Consider the following 17,552-nt stretch of genomic DNA (forward strand, 5'->3'; position numbering starts at 1 on the left):
GTCAACCGGGCGCGGTGGCTTTCAGCCGGGGCGTGCCGTCCGGCACGAGGGGCGAAGGCAGGCGCTCGCCCCACATGCGCCGCCACAGCCAGGGCAGGGCCGTGGCCATGTCGGGCCTGAAACCCGTTTGCGTGGGCCGGTGCCCGCCGTTGGCGCGCGCGGCTTCGGTACCGAGGTCGAAGCGGAAGGTGTAGCTCGGTTCCTGTCCCATGCGCAGGTCGGTCACGTAGAGGCGACCATCGACGCTTGCCGCGCTGTAGAAGCCATGGGTGAATCGGGCCATGCGCGCGAGGTAGGGGTCGTCGCGGTGTTGCGCGATCAGGTCCGCGCCGCGTTCGTGCACCGTCCACTGAATGGCTCCGTCCTCGTCCAGCAGCGAGTGGTGCCCCTCCAGGTACTGCGTCGGCGTGATGGCAACCAGGCGCCAGAGCACGGTGTTGAAGGGCGCGGGTGTGACGAGAAGTCCCTCGGCCGCGATGCCCTGCGCCTGCAGCGACGCGCGCGCAACCTGCGTGGCTTGCTGCTGCGCCCCCACGCTCCAGGCCAGGTACAGCGTGCTCAGCACCAACCCGGCGGCATTCCAGCGCAGGCCGCGCGGCGGCTGCATGCGCAGCGCGGCCACCACGCCCACGATCAGCGGCACGGTGTAGGCCGGGTCGATGATGAACATGCTGCCCACGCCGAAGGGGTGGTCGCTGAACGGCTGCAGGAGTTGCGTGCCATAGACCGTCATGGTGTCGAGCAGCGGGTGCGTGATCAGCACCAGCCACAGCGCGAGCCACCAGCGTTTGAACAACGCCGCTTCGCCGTGCACGCGCGAGGCGATCCACGCCAGCGCCGGCGCGATCAGCGTCAGCACGAACAGGGCGTGGCTCTCGGCCCGGTGGCGCGTCATGTTGAGGATGGCGTCGCCATGGTCGATGAAAGCGTCGAGATCAGGCAGGGTACCGCCGATGGCGCCCCAGAGCGCGGCCTTCCACACGGCGGTGCGCCGGCCCATCACGGCAACGCCCACAGCGCTGCCGAGTGCGATTTGTGTCAGTGAATCCATGGCGCGAGAGCTTATCCGCGCCGCGCGACACCGGCGAGGGAGCGGGCTTCTTCAGGCCTGAACCACGATGGGAAAGGTGGCGCGCAGAGCGTCGCCGCCCGGCGCAAACGGCACGGTGACCGCGGCCCTGTCCTCGTTGCTCATGCGCCGCCAGAGGCCGTCGCGCTCGTTGCCCGGATCGCCTGCCACATACAGCTGGGTGGTGAGCAGTTCCTGGCGATCGAGCCGAACCTTCACGTGGATGTGCGGCGTACGCCCGGTGTAGGGCACGGGCTTGAGGGTACGGAAGCGGTAGCGGCCGTCGCGCCCGACGGTGACCTGGCCAAATCCCTGGAATGCCGGGTCCGCGCGCCCACCGTCGCCCGGGTGGTGGTAATGGCCTGCGTGGTCGCACTGCCAGATCTCGACCACCGCGCCGGACACCGGCACGCCGGACAGGTCGGTCACCGTGCCCTCGATCCAGGCGGGCTGGCCCTTGCCGTAGACCACATTGCCGTTCTTCAGCAGGTCGGCGTCGCTGTCGGCCGGGAGGCTCACCGGGTAGAACGGGCCCTCGGTCTGGCGCGGCGTCGGACGCAGGTTCTTCGATTGCGCCAGCGCGGCCGGGAGCCAGACAGGGGCCGCCACGGCGGTGGCGCTGGCGATGATGAGGCGGCGGCGGGGCAGGCAGGACATGACGCTCTCCAGTCGGCGATGGTCTGGTTGGAAACCTTGTAGGTGCGCAAGTTCCGCGCCGTGGGCGGCACGGGCGCTCTACTTCGACCGCATCCAGGCCAGCAGGGACGAGCGCATGGCTTCCTCGACCGACATGTCGATTGGCGTGGTCCAGCTGCGCGGCACGAACACCGTGTAGCCGCCGATCATGTAGCCCATGGGCAGGTACACCGCCACATGGTCCAGCTCGGCAAGGCCTGGCGGCAGGCCCGCCATGTCCTGCCGCGTCACCAGCCCGACGATGGTCATCTCGTTGTCGGGCATCTTCAGCATCACCACCTGCTGCTGCGCTTCCTTCTTGCCCGGCGAAAAATAGTCGGCGAAGCTCTTGAGCGAGGAATAGATGCTCTTGACCACCGGCAGGTTGGTGAAGGGCAGTTCCACCCACGAGAGCAGCCGCGCCGTCGCGGGTTGCGAGATCAGGAAGCCCAGCCCCAGGATCATCGCGGCGCCAATCACGATGCCCAGGCCGGGCAAATAGAAATCACCAATCAACGGGCGGATCGCCCACATGGCGATGGACTCCACCCAGGCGATGAACAGGTACAGCACATAGAGGGTGAGCGCGACCGGCAGAAACGTGATCAGGCCGCGAAAGAAGTACTGGTAGACCGGTTTCATGGAAAGCCTGCAGGGGTTGCGCGGGCGGGGCGCCCGCCGTCACGCGGCAGCATATCAGTCACCCGGCTTGCAAGCGGTGACAATGGCCCCACCTGTGCACTGTTTGCCCGCTGGCGGGCCTGCTCGTCCGGCGCGCGCGCCGGTTCCGGAACTCCCTTGGGGCCAGAAGGCTCTCTTTTCCATGAACGGACTCTTTGACTTCTTTGGCCGCGTGCTGCGTGGTGTGCTCAAGCTCGTGCTGGGTCTGGCCGGCCTGGTGTTCCTGCTCAGCTTGCTGCTGGCCACCCTGGTGGTGGTGATCGGGGTATCGCTCTGGGCCTTGCTCACCGGGCGCAAACCGGCGCCGGCCGTGGTGTTCAGCCGGTTCAGGCAGACCTCGCAACGCTACCGGCAGGGGGTATGGCCGGGTGCGGGCAACAGCGGCGGACGACGACCGACGGGCGATGTGGTGGATGTGCAGGCCACCGAAGTGCCCGACACGCCCGCGGCCGACCGCGACAAGTCGCCTCGCTCGGGGCCGGACACGATGGCGCGCGTGTGGCGCTGACGATTTCCTAGCCTTTGTCGTGGCTGGCGCTGGCCTGCCGGCGCGCCAGGGCCGCGTCGTACAGCGCGTTGCGCGGCTGGCCGGAGATCTCGGCGCACAGGCGCACCGCAGTCTTCAGCGGCAGTTCAGCCAGGAGCAGATCCAGTGTGCGCAGGGTACCGGCGCTGATGCCGTCCGCCTCGTTCGCCTGTGCGATTTGCGGGTGCACCATCAGCACGAACTCGCCCCGGCGGCGGTGCTCGCTGGCCTGCAGCCAGCCGGCAAAGTCCTGCGCGGGCATGCGGGCGATTTCCTCGAACTGCTTGGTCAGCTCCCGGCCCACCGTCAGGGTGCGTTCGCCGAGGGAGGCCAGATCCCTGGCCAGTGCCTCGATGCGGTGCGGGGCCTCGAGCAGTACGCAGGCGCGCGCATCGGCGCCGATCTGCCTGACTTCTCGCTGGCGCTCCGCCGCCTTGCTGGCGAGGAAGCCCACGAACACAAAGGAGCCGTCCCAGCCGCTGTGGCCGGCCACGCTCAGCAGCGCGGTGATGCTGCTGGCCCCGGGCACGGGCACGCACCGCAGGCCGGCCTCGGTCACAGCGGCCGCCAGGCGCGCGCCCGGGTCGCTCACCCCGGGCGTGCCCGCGTCGCTCACGTAGGCCACGCGCTGGCCCTGCTGCAAGCGCAGGACCACCGTCTGCGCGGCTTCGGCTTCGTTGTGTTCGTGCAAGGCCAGCAGGGGCTTGTGCAGGCCGTACCCCTGCAGCAGGGTGGCGGTGTGGCGCGTGTCCTCGCAGGCCACGGTGTCGGCGAGGGACAGCGCCTGCAGGGCACGCAAACCAATGTCGGCCAGGTTGCCGATGGGTGTGGCGACCATGTACAGGGCGCCTTGCGGATAATGCTGATGCCCCGCCGCGTCGTGCGCGGCGGCCAACAGGGATGGAGAGCTTGCGGACAATGTGGGGTTCCAGAAAGCAGGGGGCACCAGCCCGTACCGGCGCGCATGCCGGGACCACGAAGGCTCGGGGTGACGCGGCCGAGGCACTGGCCCTGGCTCACCTTCAAGGGCATGGCCTGCGCCTGGTGCAGCGCAATTTCAGAACCCCGGGCCGGGGCGGCGGCGAAGTCGATCTGATTATGCGCGAGCCCGATGGAACGCTGGTGTTTGTCGAGGTGCGGCAGCGCGCGAGTTCGCGCCAGGGGGGCGCCGGCGCCAGCATCACCAGTGTGAAGCAACGCCGCATTGTGTTCGCGGCGCGGCACTTTCTGCTGCGTCTGGGCTCTGAGCCTCCATGCCGCTTCGACGTGGTGCTGATCGAAGGGCCGGCTGGTGCCGCCGAGGCTGCGCACATCGAATGGCTGCGCGCCGCCTTTGATGCACCCGCCGCATTTTGATACAAGCCCCGCCGCTATGATCGCGCCATGCTCTTGCAACGCATACAGCAACAGTTCATCGACAGCGCCGACCTGAAGTACCAGTGCGCGCAGTCGCTGGCGCCTCTGGTCGAGGCTGCCGTCGCGGCGGTTCTGGCCAGCGTCACCGGCGGTGGCAAGGTGCTGGCGTGCGGCAACGGCGCATCGGCCGCGGCCGCGCAGCATTTCGCCGCCAGCTTCATGGGACGCTACGAGCGCGAGCGGCCCGAACTGGCGGCCCTGTCCCTGGCGTCCGACGCGGCGGTGCTCACCGGCATTGCCAACGATTTCGAAATACGCTCGGTGTTCGCACGCCAGGTGCGCGCGCTGGGCCAGGCCGGCGACGTGCTGCTTGCGCTGTCCACCACCGGCAACTCGGCCAACGTGGTGGCCGCGGTCGAGGCCGCGCACGAGCGCGACATGAGCGTGGTGGCGCTCAGCGGCGCTCGCGGTGGTCGCCTGGCCCAGCTGCTGCGCGACACCGATGTGCACCTGTGCGTGCCACACGAGTTGCCAGCCCGAATCCTCGAAGTGCATCACCTGGTGCTGCACTGCATCTGCGACGGCGTGGACGCCCAATTGCTGGGCCTGCCCGACGCCTCAAACATCAATGTGGAGAATGCCTCATGAGCCATCTGAAGAAGACCGCAACACTTCGCCGCGTTGCCACGGCCGCCCTCGCCTTGGCTGCGCTGGGAGCGACGCTCACTGCCTGTGCGCCGATCATGCTGGGCGGCGCCGCGGTGACCGCGCTGGTTGTGGTGGACCGGCGCACCTCGGGTGCGCAGCTGGAGGATCAGGGCATCGAGTTGCGTGCATCCAACCGGCTGAAGGACGCGCTGGGCGATACGCGCGCGCGTGTCAATGTCTCCAGCTACAACCGCCGCGTGCTGCTCACGGGCGAGGCCGCCAGCGAGGCGGTCAAGGCACAAGTCATGCAGATCGTCTCCGGCGTGGACAACGTCCGGGAGGTCATCAACGAACTCGACGTCACCAGCAGCCCCTCATTCAAGGAGCGCGCCACCGACACCCTGATCACCGGGCGCGTGAAAGCCTCCCTGGTCGATGCCAAGGACCTGCAGGCCAGCGCATTCAAGGTGGTGACCGAGCGCGGCTCGGTGTACCTGATGGGGCGTGTGACGCAACGCGAAGCCGACCGCGCAACCGACATTGCGCGCAACACACCGAGCGTGATGCGCGTGGTGCGCGTGCTGGAGGTCATCTCCGAGCAGGAGCTCGCGGGCATGGCGAACAAGCCGGCTCCCGTCAACGACGCGAAGTAGCCTCTGGTGAGATGGGAAGCGGCTACTTCAGCCGCTTGATCAGGCTGGACGTGTCGAAGCGCCGGCCTCCCATGGCCTGCACGTCGGCGTAGAACTGGTCCACCAGGGCGGTCACGGGCAGTCGCGAGCCATTGCGCCGGGCTTCGTCCAGCACCAGGCCCAGGTCCTTTCGCATCCAGTCCACCGCGAAACCGAAGTCGAACTGGTCAGCCACCATGGTCTTGCCGCGGTTGTCCAGCTGCCAGCTCTGGGCCGCGCCCTTGCCGATCACGTCCAGCACCTGGTTCATGTCCAGCCCGGCCTTCTGACCAAAGGCAATCGCCTCGGACAGCCCCTGGACCAGACCGGCGATGCAGATCTGGTTGACCATTTTCGTGAGCTGGCCGGCGCCGCTTTCGCCCATGAGGGTGAAGGCCCGCGAAAACGCCATGGCCACCGGCTTGACAGCATCGAAGGCGGCCGAATCGCCACCGCACATCACGGTGAGCGCGCCGTTCTGTGCACCGGCCTGACCACCCGAGACAGGGGCGTCGACGAAGGACAGGCCCAGGGCCTTGGCCGCACTGAACAGTTCGCGCGCAACGTCGGCCGATGCCGTGGTGTGGTCAACGAACACCGAACCGCGCGCCATGCCGGCAAAGGCACCGTCGGCGCCCAGCGTGACGGCGCGCAGATCGTCATCGTTGCCCACGCAGGCGAACACCACGTCGGCGCCCTGCGCGGCTTCGCGCGGCGTGGCCTTGTGTGCACCACCAAATGCCGCTGCCCAGGCCACCGCCTTGCCCCCCGATCGGTTGTAGACCGTCACCGAATGCCCGGCGCGTGCCAGGTGTCCTGCCATGGGGTAGCCCATGACGCCCAGGCCGATGAAGGCAACTTTGCGGGCAGGGGTGGATTCGTAGGTGCGTTCGGCGATGTGGGTCATGACGTGTCTCTTGTGTCGTTTCAGGCATGCCGCGGGACTGGCGATGCCGGGTCGCGGGCATTGTCCCTGGGCGGGTGGCGCACCGCAGTCGCAGCGCGCGGAGGGTCAAACAATCGTGAGGTGCTCGGTACCCGCAGCCAGATCGAGTGACTTGGCGCGCTGGCTGTTGAGCTTGATCTGCAGTCGCAGGTCGTTGAGCGAGTCGGCGTTGCGCAGCGCATCTTCCAGCGTGATGAGGTTGGCCTCGAAAGCGTTGAAGAGGGCCTGGTCGAAGGTCTGCATGCCCATCTGGGTGCTCTTCTTCATGATCTCCTTGATCTCGGCGACATCGCCCTTGAAGATCAGGTCGGAGATCAGTGGCGAGTTGAGCATGATCTCGACAGCGGCGTGGTGCCCCTTGTTGTCCTGGCGCGGCACCAGGCGCTGCGAGACCAGGGCGCGCAGGTTCAGCGAGAGGTCCATCAGCAATTGCGGGCGGCGCTCCTCTGGGAAGAAGTTGATGATGCGGTCCAGCGCCTGGTTGGCGCTGTTGGCGTGCAGCGTGGCCAGGCACAGGTGACCGGTTTCCGAGAACTGGATCGCGTGCTCCATGGTTTCGCGATCACGGATCTCGCCCATCAGGATCACGTCAGGCGCTTGCCGCAACGTGTTCTTCAGAGCCGCTTCCCAGCTGTCGGTGTCCAGGCCCACCTCGCGCTGCGTGACCACGCAGTTCTTGTGCGGATGCACGAATTCCACCGGGTCTTCGATGGTGATGATGTGGCCGTGCGTGTTCTCGTTGCGCCAGTCCACCATGGCCGCCAGCGAGGTGGATTTTCCCGAGCCGGTGGCGCCCACCAGGATGCACAGGCCGCGCTTGGACAGCGCCACGTCCTTGAGCACCTGGGGCAGGCCGAGCTTGTCGATGGTGGGCAGCACGGCGGGAATGGTCCGCAGCACCATGCCGACCTTGCCCTGCTGGATGAAGGCGCTGACGCGGAAGCGTCCGATGGCGGGGGGTGCGATCGCAAAGTTGCACTCCTTGGTGCGCTCGAACTCGGCCGCCTGCTTGTCGTTCATGATGGCCCGCGCCAGGGCCAGTGTGTGCGACGCATTCAGCGGTTGCGGCGACACCTTGACCACAGCACCGTCAACCTTGATCGCGGGCGGGAAATCGGCCGTGATGAACAGGTCACTGCCCGTTCGGCTGAGCATGAGGCGCAGCAGGTCGTTGATGAATTTGGATGCCTGGTCGCGTTCCATGTGTCCTGCCCCTTGTCTGGAAATCAGCCCGGGAAGTTCTCGGGAATCTTGGCTTTGCCGCGTGCTTCTGCCGGGCTGATCACGTTGCGCTTGACCAGTTCCGACAGGTTCTGGTCCAGCGTCTGCATGCCCACGCTGTTGCCGGTCTGGATGGCCGAATACATTTGCGCAACCTTGGCCTCGCGGATCAGGTTGCGGATGGCGCTGGTGCCCAGCATGATCTCGTGCGCGGCCACGCGGCCCGAACCGTCCTTGTTCTTGCACAGCGTCTGCGAGATCACCGCCACCAGCGATTCCGACAACATGGCGCGCACCATGTCCTTCTCTTCGGCGGGGAAGACGTCGATGATGCGGTCGATGGTCTTGGCCGCGCTGGAGGTGTGCAGCGTGCCGAACACCAGGTGGCCGGTTTCGGCGGCGGTCATGGCCAGCCGGATGGTTTCCAGGTCGCGCATTTCGCCCACCAGGATCGCGTCCGGGTCTTCGCGCAGGGCCGAGCGCAGTGCGTTGGCAAAGCTCAGCGTGTGCGGGCCCACCTCGCGCTGGTTGACCAGGCACTTCTTGGACTCGTGCACGAACTCCACCGGGTCTTCCACGGTGAGGATGTGGCCGTACTCGGTTTCATTGAGGTGGTTGACCATGCCGGCCAGCGTGGTGGACTTGCCGGAACCGGTCGGGCCCGTCACCAGCACCAGGCCGCGCGGGCGCAGGGCCAGGTCACCGAAGATCTTGGGCGCGTTGAGTTGTTCGAGCGTGAGGATTTTGCTGGGAATCGTGCGAAACACCGCACCGGCGCCGCGGTTGTGGTTGAACGCGTTGACGCGAAAACGCGACAGGCCTTCGATCTCGAAGGAGAAATCGCACTCGAGAAACTCCTCGTACTGCTTGCGCTGGCTGTCGTTCATGATGTCGTACACCATGCCGTGGACCTGCTTGTGGTCCAGGGGTTCGACGTTGATGCGTCGCACGTCGCCATGCACCCGTATCATGGGTGGGAGACCGGCCGAGAGGTGAAGATCCGATGCTTTGTTCTTGACGCTGAAGGCAAGCAGTTGGGTGATATCCATCCCGGGGTCCCGTGCGGTGTTGAGGTATGACGGCTGATTATGACGACGATTGAAGGCAATCTCCAAGGCTTGCACCAGCGGATCGCACAGGCGTGCGCGCAGGCCGGACGTGAGGCGAACCAGGTCTCGCTGCTGGCGGTTTCCAAGACCTTTGGACCCGACGCCGTTCGTCAGGCGCATGCCGCCGGCCAGCGCGCGTTCGGTGAAAACTACGTGCAGGAAGGGGTCGAGAAGATCCTGATGCTGCGCGAGGCGTTCGCGCCGTCCGAGCCCATCGAATGGCACTGCATCGGGCCGGTGCAGAGCAACAAGACCCGCCTGGTGGCCGAGCATTTCGACTGGGTGCAGTCGGTGGACCGCCTGAAGATTGCCGAGCGCCTGAACGACCAGCGCCCCGACGACCTGCCGCCATTGCAGGTGTGCCTGCAAGTCAACGTGGACGGTGGACTCACCAAATCCGGCGTCGCGCCCAACGCCTTGCCCGCGCTGGCGGCCGCGGTCTCCGCACTGCCCCGGCTGCGTTTGCGCGGCCTGATGTGCATCCCGGATCCGGCGGAGGGCTTCGAGGCGCAACGCGCCCTGTTCCTGCAGGCCCGCGCGCTGTTCGACCGGCTCAGGGCCGAGGGCTTCCCACTCGATACCCTGTCCATGGGCATGAGCGACGACCTGGAAGCGGCCGTGGCCGCCGGATCGACCATGGTGCGCGTGGGCCGGGCCGTGTTCGGCAGCCGGCCCAAACGGATCACTTCGGCGGCTTGACGCTGCCGCAGGCGGCGGCCAGCCACTTGCCCTGGCCGTCCATGGTCATGGACTGCGGCTTGCCCTGGTGCATGGTCTTCATCTGCATCTTCATGCTGTAGGCCGTGTCACCGCTGAAGGTGTACGTGCCCTCGCCGCTGGACGGCGGATTCTTGCAGGTAAAGCTCATCGAGAGCGCGTTGGCGCTGCGCGAGGTGACGGTGGTGGTGCAGTCGCCCTCCGTCTGCATCGGCATGTCCTGCTTCGCAGCCATTTCGGGGGTGATGCAGACCTTCGTCATCATGCCGCCCCCCGCGCCCGCCTTGGGCATGCTCATGCCCTGCTTGGCCAGCATGTCTTCCATCTGCTTGCGCTGCGCGGGCGGCATGCTGGCCAGCTGTTGCTGCATCTGCGCCATGGCTTGGTCCATCTGCGCGTTGCCCCCCATCTTGTTCTGGATTTCCCACAGGCCGGGTCGGGCGGTCTGGGCCTGAGCGTTGGCGCTAAGGGCGAGGGCGCCAAGCAGCAGGACGGTGGTGGATGTTCTGGGCATGTCGGCTCCTGTGGTGAGACGCGACATTGTGGGTCGGCGGTTTGTAGTGTCAACGGAAATGGCAATCGGTCACCACACCGCCGCTAGCCCGGTGGCAGCTGCTGGGTGCTCCCAAGGGTATGTGTAATTCCAATTAATTACATTGAGTGTCGCCGGATGGATGGGTCATCCGGCGTACGTGCAACCCGAGGGAGGACATCCAGATGAAACAGGGTGATGGCTTTGCAGCGTGCTCGCGCATGGGCGCGCTGGTGCTGATCTTCATGCTGGCGGCATGCGGTGGTGGAGGAAATTCGGCGTCCACGCCTCAAGAGGCAATCGCGCAGCTCGAGGCCGCTGGCGAGCTGCCGAAGCTTGAACGGGAGTCGACGCTGGGCGGAATCGATGCCAACGCCAACGGTGTTCGCGACGACATCGAAGCGCACATCGAGAGGAAATACACCGAGCCTGCGCAGCGCGCGGCAGCGATGCAGACGGCGCGGGACTATCAACAGATGCTGTTGGTCGACAAGAGCGATGCGGTGGCCGTGCAAACGCTCATCGACGCGGGTGCCAGGGCATCCAACTGCTCATTCGAAGTCTTCGGAGGCCTCGACGGCTTTCAGCGGAGCTATCAGATGTCGCGCGAACTGGAGGCGATGACCACGAATACCAAAGATCGATTGAAGGCATATCTCGACTTCAATCGTGCTGCCAGCGGATCGGTTTCTTCTTCGCCCAAGGAGAACGTCTGTGACTAATGCCAAGTACAAATACAACAAATGGCGATGGATTGGCGCATTTGTGTTGACGATGCTTTGGGGAGCACCTCCTTCTTTGGCGCAGGAGCAATGCGATGCACAAGGGGTTGTCTTTGGGTTCTTCAATGGCGTGCAGACCACACTGCCCCAGGCCCGAGATGCGCGTCGGCTTCTGGAGGCCCTCTATGGTCCCATCACGCCCGCCGGTGAGCCCATCACCTACGAACTCTTTTACAACGACACCCAGGGCTTCGCGGACTTCGTGGAGACCTTCGATCAACGGCTGCAGGAGCACGGCGGACTGCTGGCGGGGCGCTTCGAACTTTTCTTTTCGGCCACGCGGGGCGAGGGTTCCTGGTGGACGGCGTTGACCTCGGCGATCCCGAGTCTGGTGGGATTTCTCGACGACCTGTTCAATCTGTCGCGCGCCGCGCTGATGCGTGAGCTGACCAAGGGTCTGGGGACGCCGAACATGGGGGAGGTGGCCGCGCGCCATCGAGAGCAGATTGATCTCTGGGCAGGACTGCAGAAGAAGATGCTGTTCCTCGCGCATTCCCAAGGCAACCTCTTCGTGAATCAGGCCTATGCCCACGCGCTGACCCGGGCAGACGCGAACGCGGTGAAGGTGGTGCACGTGGCCCCGGCTTCGCCCATGTTGTCCGGGCCCCATACCCTGGCTGACAAAGACCTGGTCATCAACGCCTTGCGCCTGACTGGCTCCGTGGCTCCCAACACGGACGAGATCCTGCCCTATCTGGACCGTCCGCCCGGTCTCAATGGCTCACGCGACCTGATCGGGCATGGCTTGCTCGAGATCTACCTGAATTCTGCGCTGGCAACGTCCGGAAGCGTCCGGGGCCACGTGCTGGCGGCTTTGCGAGAGCTGGATGCCTTGCCGCGCCTGCCTTGGCAACCGTTCCCCGATTTTTTACCGGCAAGTGGACCACATGGCCCGTATCCCGCCGCTGTTTATGCGCCAGTGGTGGCGTCTCATGTGCTCGACAGAGTCGAGTGGCAGTCCAGTTCCCCTGCGTCGTGGACCAGGGTCGATGGCGGGCGCTGGAATTTGCGCCCGCGCACCCAAGAAGAATGGATGGCGGGCGGTTGGGAGAACGTCTACTACGTGGGAAAGGGAATGGGTGGTTACTCCCGGTGTACGTGGGGCGTCCATCCGGTGGACGGCTGGGAGGAGCCCTACGTCGTCTTGCAGGAGTGTGTCGACGAACGCATCCCGCAAAGGATCTCGCTTCAGCCGAAGTTGCCCGATGAGTTGATTGCCCATGTGGGTGCGCCCGTCGGGACGGTTGTGACATTGAGCACCATGACCTTCTCCCGCACCGACATGGGCACGCATTTGAATACTCGATTGGTGACTGAGAAGGATTCGCCCCATGCTCGTGTTCGCTTCTTTTCGCGCGTGTTGCCCCTCTGGAGCAATGGGTACGGCCCTGAAACATATTGGGAAGAGGCGTATCAGGAATCCGGTGGCGAATTGCTGAATCCAGAAGCCTTTGAGGCTTGGTGGGCGGCCGAGCGGGAGCACGAGGCTGCGGAAAGCCTTCGCCACGAACGGTACCTTGAAGCGTTTCGCGAAAATGAACGAAGACGCGTTCTCTGCGAAGGAACTGGGTAGCCCTTTGCACGGGCGGTGCCCTCACAACGGCAGTCGCGAACTGTTCTTCACTTCTTCCATCACCGCGTAGGTGCGCGTCTCGCGCACACCCGGCAGTTGCCACAGCACCCTGCCGGCGAAGTCGCGGTACGCGGCCATGTCGGCCATGCGGGTCTTGAGCAGGTAGTCGAAGCCACCGGCGACCATGTGGCATTCCATGATCTCGTCGCGCACCTGCACAGCGGCCTTGAATTCGTTGAACACGTTCGGGGTGGTGCGGTCGAGCAGCACCTCGACGAAGACCAGCATTCCCCGCCCGAGCTTGAGCGGGTCCAGGCGCGCTTCGAAACCGAGGATGTAGCCGTCGCGCTGCAGCCGCTGGGTGCGAGCGAGCACGGCCGTGGGTGACAGGGCCACCGCCTCCGCGAGCTTGAGGTTGGTGACGCGGCCATCGGCCTGCAGCAGGCGCAGGATCTTCAGGTCCACGCGGTCGAGTTCGCTGTTGCCGGCTTCCATGGGGAGAGATTATCTGACTGACCGACGAATTTTAGATAAAAACTCAATCAATCAGGCGGGAACATACGCAGATTATCAACTGCATTGCCCTTCTGGAGTCCATCATGCCCCGCGCCGCAGACCGCCTGCCTTTCCCATACCGCCCCGAACCCGGGGTGCTCGCCGAGCGCCTGAGCACGCTGGACGGCGCGCTAGACTGGCCCGCTGCCGCGCGACAGGCCGCGCCCTGGGTGCGCGCTGTGCGGGAGAATCCGCCGCCATTCTGGGCCATGGAGAGCCTGCTCAAGGAGTACCCGATTTCGAGCGCCGAGGGCCTGGCCCTGATGCGCCTGGCCGAGGCCCTGCTGCGCGTGCCGGACGCGGAGACCGCCATCGCACTCACGGCCGACCAGCTGGGGCGGGCGGATTTCGAGGGGGCTGCGGATTCGACCCTGGCGCGCCTGTCGTCGACCGCCATCGCGATGTCCAAGCACTTCCTGCCCGAGGCGGACAGCCAGCCCGGCCTGATGAGCAAGCTCGGCGCCCGGACGGTGGTGGCCGCCACGCTGCGCGCGGTGCAGTTGCTGGGTCGCCAGTTCGTGCTGGGTCAGACGATCGAGGCGGGCCTGAAGGAGGCCGCCGCAGCGCGCAAGCGCCAGCCGCGGCTGGGCTTCAGTTTCGACATGCTGGGCGAAGGCGCTCGCACCGACGAGGACGCCCTGCGTTATCTGGCGAGCTACCAGAACGCGATTTCGGTCATCGCTGCCGGCGCAGACCCTGCGCGCCACCCGAGCGGCAACGACGGCATTTCGATCAAGCTCAGTGCGCTGCACCCGCGCTACGAGGACGCGCAGCACGGGCGCGTGATGCGTGAGCTCGTGCCACGCGTGTGGTTGCTGTGCGAAGGTGCCGCGGCGGCGAACCTCAACCTCACCATCGACGCGGAGGAGGTGGACCGGCTCGAACTCTCGCTCGAGGTGTTCGAGGCTCTGGCCGCCAGGGTGGCGCAGCAGTTCCCGCAATGGCAGGGCTTCGGCCTGGCGCTGCAGGCCTACCAGACGCGCGCGGTCGAGCTCATCGGGCACGTGGCCGCGCTGGCGCGCCGGTACCGGCTGACGTTCATGTGCCGGCTGGTCAAGGGCGCCTACTGGGATGCGGAGATCAAGCGGGCGCAGGAACTGGGGCTGCCGGCGTACCCGGTGTTCACCCGCAAGCCCCACACCGACGTGAGCTATCTGGCCTGCGCGAGGGCGCTGCTCGACGCGTCCGATGCGATCTACCCACAGTTTGCGACGCACAACGCGGGCACGATCGCCGCCATCCTGCAGATGGCCGAGGCACAAACCGCACCGTTCGAGTTGCAGCGCCTGCACGGCATGGGCGAGGGCATCTACCGCGAGGTGCTGAAGAACCCGGCTGTGAGTTGCCGTGTCTATGCCCCCGTGGGCGCGCACCGCGACCTGCTGGCCTACCTGGTGCGTCGCCTGCTGGAGAACGGCGCCAATTCGTCCTTTGTGCACCAGCTCGCTGACGAATCGGTGGGCATGGACGAGTTGCTGGTCTCGCCGCTGTTGGCAACGGAAGCTCCGCAGGATGGTGCGCCTGATCTGCCGTTGCCGCCCGAACTATATGGACCCGAACGGCCCAACAGCCTTGGGCTGGACCTGGCAGTGGCAGCCCACCGCGAACGGCTGCTGGCTGCGCACGCCACGCTCGAAGTGCCCACCGTGCCCGAAGCTCGCGCGCAGGAGGCCGATGCCGCGATGGCGCGGGCCGTGCAGGCCTTTGGCGACTGGCACCGCACGCCGGTGGCGCAGCGCGCCGCCACGTTGCGCCGCGCCGCCGACGCGATGCAGAAGCAAATGCCTCGCCTGTGCGCCTTGCTGGTGAAGGAGGCGCACAAGGGCTGGAACGACGCGGTCTCCGAGGTGCGCGAGGCGATCGACTTCCTGCGCTACTACGCCAACGAGGCCGAGCGCGTGATGGCGCCACATGTCCTGCCGGGTCCCACCGGCGAGAGCAACACCCTTCGGCTCGAAGGCCGTGGCGCCTGGGTCTGCATCAGTCCCTGGAACTTTCCGCTGGCCATCTTCACGGGACAGGTGGCCGCCGCGCTGGTGACCGGCAACACGGTGCTGGCCAAGCCGGCCGAGCAGACGCCGGCCATCGCGCTGGCAGCGGTGCGGCTGCTGCACGCCGCGGGTGTGCCCTCGGATGTCCTGCAACTGCTGCATGGCCCGGGCGAGACCGTGGGTGCGGCACTGGTGGCACAACCCGGCGTGGCCGGCGTGGTGTTCACCGGGTCAACCCAGGTCGCCAGGCTCATCCAGCGCGCGCTGGCCGCCCAGGACGGTCCCATCGTGCCCCTGATTGCCGAGACCGGCGGCATCAATGCCATGCTGGTTGACAGCACGGCCCTGCCCGAGCAGGTGGCCGACGCGGTGGTGGAGAGCGCATTCCGCAGCGCCGGCCAGCGTTGTTCGGCACTGCGTCTGCTGTGCGTGCACGAGGCGGTGGCCGAAGGCGTGATCGCGATGATCCAGGGCGCGGCCAGGGAACTGGTGGCGGGTGACCCGGCCGATCTGGCGACGGATCTGGGACCCGTGATCGACGCGGACGCCTTCGACGGCATTGCGCGGCACCTGCAGCGCCTGCGCGCCCAGGCACGACCGCTGCTCGAAGGGCCTGATGCCGCCACCTGGCCGCAACCGATCGCACCGCAGATGTTCGAGGTGGGTTCGATCGCCGACGTGACGCAGGAGATCTTCGGCCCCGTGCTGCAGGTGGTGCGCTGGAAGGGTGATCCGCTCGCCGTCGTGCGGCAGATCAACGCGCTGGGCTACGGGCTGACACTGGGCATCCAGACCCGCATCGACAGCCGCGCGCTGGCGCTGGCGGGCGCGGCGCGCGTGGGCAATGTCTATGTGAACCGCAACATGATCGGGGCGGTGGTCGGGGTGCAGCCATTCGGCGGTGAAGGCCTCAGTGGCACCGGCCCCAAGGCGGGTGGGCCACACTACCTGCAGCGCTTCTGCGCCGAGCAGACTCTGACCATCAACACCACGGCGGCCGGGGGAAACGTGGCGCTGTTCACACGCTAGCAAGCGGTCCGATCAGAGCGGTGCGGACGGATTACAGTGGCGCGACGCAATCCGCGCCCACCTCCACTGTCCGAAACGCACACCATGGCCGACAGACCCATCGCTCTCACGGAATCTCCCGATGCGCGGCGCATCCAGCAATGGCTGGACGAACACCGCATCACCGAAGTGGAGTGCATCATCCCCGACATGGCCGGTCAGGCGCGCGGCAAGATCGTGCCGCGCCACAAGTACAACCCGGCCGTGGGCCTGCGCCTGCCCGAGGCGGTGCTCGCCATGACCGTCACCGGCGACTATCCCGAGAAGGACTTCACCTCGGTGGCCGACCCCGACATGCTGCTGAGGCCCGATCCGAACACGCTGCGTCCCGTGCCATGGGCCAAGGAGCCCACGGCGCAGATCATCCACGACTGCTTCACGTTCGACGGCCGTGACGTGGACCTGTCGCCGCGCAATGTGCTGCGCCGCGTGCTCCGCCTGTACGCGGACGAGGGGTGGAAACCGGTGGTCGCGCCCGAGATGGAGTTCTACCTGGTGCAGGTCGAAGCCGACGAGGACATACCCCTCAAGCCTCCGGTCGGTCGTACGAAGCGCACGGAAGCGGGCATGCAGAGCTTCTCGATGGATGCCATCAATGAGTACGACGACATCTTCGACGTCATGTACGACTGGTGCGAGGCCGAGGGCATCCAGCTCGACACCCTGATTCACGAGATGGGCACGGCCCAGATGGAGATCAACCTCGACCACGGGGACCCGCTGCCCCTGGCCGACCAGGTGTTCCTGTTCAAGCGCACCATCCGCGAGGTGGCGATCCGCCACCAGATGTACGCCACCTTCATGGCCAAACCCATGCAGGGCCAGCCCGGCAGCGCCATGCACATTCACCAGAGCGTGGTGGGACTCGACGGGGCGCGCAACATCTTCAGCCGTGCCGACGGTGAGCCCTCCGATGCGTTCTTCCACTACATCGGTGGTTTACAGACCTACCTGCCAGCCGCAACAGCGTTCTTCGCACCCTACGTGAATTCGTACCGGCGCCTCTCACGCTTCACCTCGGCCCCCATCAATCTGAGCTGGGGTTTTGACAACCGCACCTGTGGCCTGCGCGTGCCGCACTCCGGCCCGCAGGACCGGCGGGTCGAAAACCGCCTGGCGGGCGTGGACGTCAACCCCTATCTGGCGATCGCGGCCAGCCTGGCCTGCGGCTATCTGGGCATGAAGCAGGGTATCAAGCCGGGTGAGCCGCTCACGGGCAGCGCCTACGAACAACCGCACCAGTTGCCCCGGCACCTCGACGATGCGGTGGAAAAACTCATGGCCTGCGCGCCGCTGGTCGAGCTGTTCGGCGAGCATTTCATCCAGACCTATAGCGCCATCAAGGAAACCGAGTACCGGGAGTACTTCGACGTGATCAGTCCCTGGGAGCGGCGCTTTCTGCTGCTGCACGTCTGAGAGCGCCTCCCCCGGA

The 17,552-nt window shown here is 66.2% G+C and carries 18 protein-coding genes; 9 read left to right on the plus strand and 9 right to left on the minus strand.

The features are described from left to right. Position 1: 1 nt before the first annotated feature. The 3 genes from AB7P10_RS08655 to AB7P10_RS08665 all read right to left on the minus strand — a co-directional run bounded on the left by AB7P10_RS08655 (position 2) and on the right by AB7P10_RS08665 (position 2,386). Positions 2–1,051: a metal-dependent hydrolase gene (locus tag AB7P10_RS08655; protein WP_428293443.1), complete on the minus strand. Its 1,050-nt coding sequence runs from the start codon at positions 1,049–1,051 to the stop codon at positions 2–4. A 51-nt stretch (positions 1,052–1,102) separates the two neighbouring features. Continuing rightward, a complete protein-coding gene (locus tag AB7P10_RS08660; protein WP_428293444.1) occupies positions 1,103–1,726 on the minus strand; it encodes an intradiol ring-cleavage dioxygenase in 624 nt (207 codons plus the stop codon). 78 nt (positions 1,727–1,804) lie between these two features. Then, complete coding sequence (locus AB7P10_RS08665; protein WP_428293445.1) at positions 1,805–2,386, minus strand: DUF502 domain-containing protein; 582 nt, start codon at positions 2,384–2,386, stop codon at positions 1,805–1,807. A 181-nt stretch (positions 2,387–2,567) separates the two neighbouring features. Between AB7P10_RS08665 and AB7P10_RS08670 the strand changes: the two genes are divergently transcribed. Then, complete coding sequence (locus AB7P10_RS08670) at positions 2,568–2,933, plus strand: hypothetical protein (protein WP_428293446.1); 366 nt, start codon at positions 2,568–2,570, stop codon at positions 2,931–2,933. A gap of 7 nt (positions 2,934–2,940) precedes the next feature. On the opposite strand, the gene rsmI is transcribed toward AB7P10_RS08670, so the two are convergent. Beyond that, positions 2,941–3,870 (minus strand): 16S rRNA (cytidine(1402)-2'-O)-methyltransferase, encoded by a 930-nt coding sequence (gene rsmI, locus AB7P10_RS08675; RefSeq protein ID WP_428293447.1) that lies wholly within the window; start codon positions 3,868–3,870, stop codon positions 2,941–2,943. Between rsmI and AB7P10_RS08680 the strand changes: the two genes are divergently transcribed. The 3 genes from AB7P10_RS08680 to AB7P10_RS08690 are packed head-to-tail and all read left to right on the plus strand — an operon-like array spanning position 3,870 to position 5,608. After that, positions 3,870–4,307: a YraN family protein gene (locus tag AB7P10_RS08680; RefSeq protein WP_428293448.1), complete on the plus strand. Its 438-nt coding sequence runs from the start codon at positions 3,870–3,872 to the stop codon at positions 4,305–4,307. The two genes, rsmI and AB7P10_RS08680, sit on opposite strands and share 1 nt — an antisense overlap. A gap of 27 nt (positions 4,308–4,334) precedes the next feature. Further along, entirely contained in the window at positions 4,335–4,955 is a 621-nt protein-coding gene (locus AB7P10_RS08685) for an SIS domain-containing protein (protein ID WP_428293449.1), read from the plus strand. Then, the gene (locus AB7P10_RS08690) at positions 4,952–5,608 is read left to right on the plus strand and encodes a BON domain-containing protein (protein ID WP_428293450.1); all 657 of its coding nucleotides are present in this window, start codon (positions 4,952–4,954) and stop codon (positions 5,606–5,608) included. The genes AB7P10_RS08685 and AB7P10_RS08690 overlap by 4 nt, the downstream gene beginning before the upstream one ends. Before the next feature lie 22 nt (positions 5,609–5,630). Here the strand turns inward: AB7P10_RS08690 and AB7P10_RS08695 are convergent, their stop codons facing one another. The 3 genes from AB7P10_RS08695 to AB7P10_RS08705 form a co-directional block, all read right to left on the minus strand. After that, positions 5,631–6,533, minus strand: coding sequence for an NAD(P)-dependent oxidoreductase (locus AB7P10_RS08695; protein WP_428293451.1), 903 nt, complete (start codon positions 6,531–6,533; stop codon positions 5,631–5,633). A gap of 105 nt (positions 6,534–6,638) precedes the next feature. Further along, positions 6,639–7,775 (minus strand): PilT/PilU family type 4a pilus ATPase, encoded by a 1,137-nt coding sequence (locus AB7P10_RS08700; protein WP_428293452.1) that lies wholly within the window; start codon positions 7,773–7,775, stop codon positions 6,639–6,641. Positions 7,776–7,798: 23 nt separating this feature from the next. Further along, positions 7,799–8,842, minus strand: a complete 1,044-nt coding sequence (locus tag AB7P10_RS08705; protein WP_428293453.1) for a type IV pilus twitching motility protein PilT — start codon at positions 8,840–8,842, stop codon at positions 7,799–7,801. A 39-nt stretch (positions 8,843–8,881) separates the two neighbouring features. On the opposite strand from AB7P10_RS08705, the gene AB7P10_RS08710 reads away from it, so the two are divergent. Next, complete coding sequence (locus AB7P10_RS08710; protein WP_428293454.1) at positions 8,882–9,601, plus strand: YggS family pyridoxal phosphate-dependent enzyme; 720 nt, start codon at positions 8,882–8,884, stop codon at positions 9,599–9,601. On the opposite strand, the gene AB7P10_RS08715 is transcribed toward AB7P10_RS08710, so the two are convergent. Next, complete coding sequence (locus tag AB7P10_RS08715; RefSeq protein WP_428293455.1) at positions 9,585–10,133, minus strand: DUF3617 domain-containing protein; 549 nt, start codon at positions 10,131–10,133, stop codon at positions 9,585–9,587. The genes AB7P10_RS08710 and AB7P10_RS08715 overlap by 17 nt on opposite strands. A gap of 203 nt (positions 10,134–10,336) precedes the next feature. On the opposite strand from AB7P10_RS08715, the gene AB7P10_RS08720 reads away from it, so the two are divergent. Together AB7P10_RS08720 and AB7P10_RS08725 are read left to right on the plus strand one after the other, a co-directional pair. Beyond that, complete coding sequence (locus AB7P10_RS08720; protein ID WP_428293456.1) at positions 10,337–10,873, plus strand: hypothetical protein; 537 nt, start codon at positions 10,337–10,339, stop codon at positions 10,871–10,873. Next, positions 10,866–12,506: a hypothetical protein gene (locus tag AB7P10_RS08725; RefSeq protein WP_428293457.1), complete on the plus strand. Its 1,641-nt coding sequence runs from the start codon at positions 10,866–10,868 to the stop codon at positions 12,504–12,506. Before AB7P10_RS08720 ends, AB7P10_RS08725 begins: the two co-directional genes overlap by 8 nt. Positions 12,507–12,527: 21 nt before the next feature. On the opposite strand, the gene AB7P10_RS08730 is transcribed toward AB7P10_RS08725, so the two are convergent. After that, positions 12,528–13,001: an Lrp/AsnC ligand binding domain-containing protein gene (locus AB7P10_RS08730; RefSeq protein WP_428293458.1), complete on the minus strand. Its 474-nt coding sequence runs from the start codon at positions 12,999–13,001 to the stop codon at positions 12,528–12,530. 104 nt (positions 13,002–13,105) lie between these two features. Here AB7P10_RS08730 and AB7P10_RS08735 point away from each other — a divergent pair, with 104 nt between their 5' ends. Both AB7P10_RS08735 and AB7P10_RS08740 read left to right on the plus strand, forming a co-directional pair. Beyond that, positions 13,106–16,081 carry an L-glutamate gamma-semialdehyde dehydrogenase gene (locus tag AB7P10_RS08735; RefSeq protein WP_428293459.1) on the plus strand — a complete coding sequence of 992 codons (2,976 nt, stop codon included), beginning with the start codon at positions 13,106–13,108 and terminating at the stop codon, positions 16,079–16,081. Positions 16,082–16,165: 84 nt separating this feature from the next. Then, positions 16,166–17,536 carry a glutamine synthetase family protein gene (locus AB7P10_RS08740; RefSeq protein ID WP_428293460.1) on the plus strand — a complete coding sequence of 457 codons (1,371 nt, stop codon included), beginning with the start codon at positions 16,166–16,168 and terminating at the stop codon, positions 17,534–17,536. The last annotated feature ends 16 nt before the right edge of the window (positions 17,537–17,552 follow it).

The sequence above is a fragment of the Hydrogenophaga sp. genome, assembly GCF_050182545.1.
Lineage (GTDB): Bacteria > Pseudomonadota > Gammaproteobacteria > Burkholderiales > Burkholderiaceae_C > Hydrogenophaga.

Bases quoted from the DNA above. Each gene is read 5' to 3' on its own strand.
- AB7P10_RS08655 (WP_428293443.1), bottom strand. From the start codon at position 1,051: ATGGATTCACTGACACAAATCGCACTCGGCAGCGCTGTGGGCGTTGCC.
- AB7P10_RS08660 (WP_428293444.1), bottom strand. From the start codon at position 1,726: ATGTCCTGCCTGCCCCGCCGCCGCCTCATCATCGCCAGCGCCACCGCC.
- AB7P10_RS08665 (WP_428293445.1), bottom strand. From the start codon at position 2,386: ATGAAACCGGTCTACCAGTACTTCTTTCGCGGCCTGATCACGTTTCTG.
- AB7P10_RS08670 (WP_428293446.1), top strand. From the start codon at position 2,568: ATGAACGGACTCTTTGACTTCTTTGGCCGCGTGCTGCGTGGTGTGCTC.
- AB7P10_RS08680 (WP_428293448.1), top strand. From the start codon at position 3,870: ATGTGGGGTTCCAGAAAGCAGGGGGCACCAGCCCGTACCGGCGCGCAT.
- AB7P10_RS08685 (WP_428293449.1), top strand. From the start codon at position 4,335: ATGCTCTTGCAACGCATACAGCAACAGTTCATCGACAGCGCCGACCTG.
- AB7P10_RS08690 (WP_428293450.1), top strand. From the start codon at position 4,952: ATGAGCCATCTGAAGAAGACCGCAACACTTCGCCGCGTTGCCACGGCC.
- AB7P10_RS08695 (WP_428293451.1), bottom strand. From the start codon at position 6,533: ATGACCCACATCGCCGAACGCACCTACGAATCCACCCCTGCCCGCAAA.
- AB7P10_RS08700 (WP_428293452.1), bottom strand. From the start codon at position 7,775: ATGGAACGCGACCAGGCATCCAAATTCATCAACGACCTGCTGCGCCTC.
- AB7P10_RS08705 (WP_428293453.1), bottom strand. From the start codon at position 8,842: ATGGATATCACCCAACTGCTTGCCTTCAGCGTCAAGAACAAAGCATCG.
- AB7P10_RS08710 (WP_428293454.1), top strand. From the start codon at position 8,882: ATGACGACGATTGAAGGCAATCTCCAAGGCTTGCACCAGCGGATCGCA.
- AB7P10_RS08715 (WP_428293455.1), bottom strand. From the start codon at position 10,133: ATGCCCAGAACATCCACCACCGTCCTGCTGCTTGGCGCCCTCGCCCTT.
- AB7P10_RS08720 (WP_428293456.1), top strand. From the start codon at position 10,337: ATGAAACAGGGTGATGGCTTTGCAGCGTGCTCGCGCATGGGCGCGCTG.
- AB7P10_RS08730 (WP_428293458.1), bottom strand. From the start codon at position 13,001: ATGGAAGCCGGCAACAGCGAACTCGACCGCGTGGACCTGAAGATCCTG.
- AB7P10_RS08735 (WP_428293459.1), top strand. From the start codon at position 13,106: ATGCCCCGCGCCGCAGACCGCCTGCCTTTCCCATACCGCCCCGAACCC.
- AB7P10_RS08740 (WP_428293460.1), top strand. From the start codon at position 16,166: ATGGCCGACAGACCCATCGCTCTCACGGAATCTCCCGATGCGCGGCGC.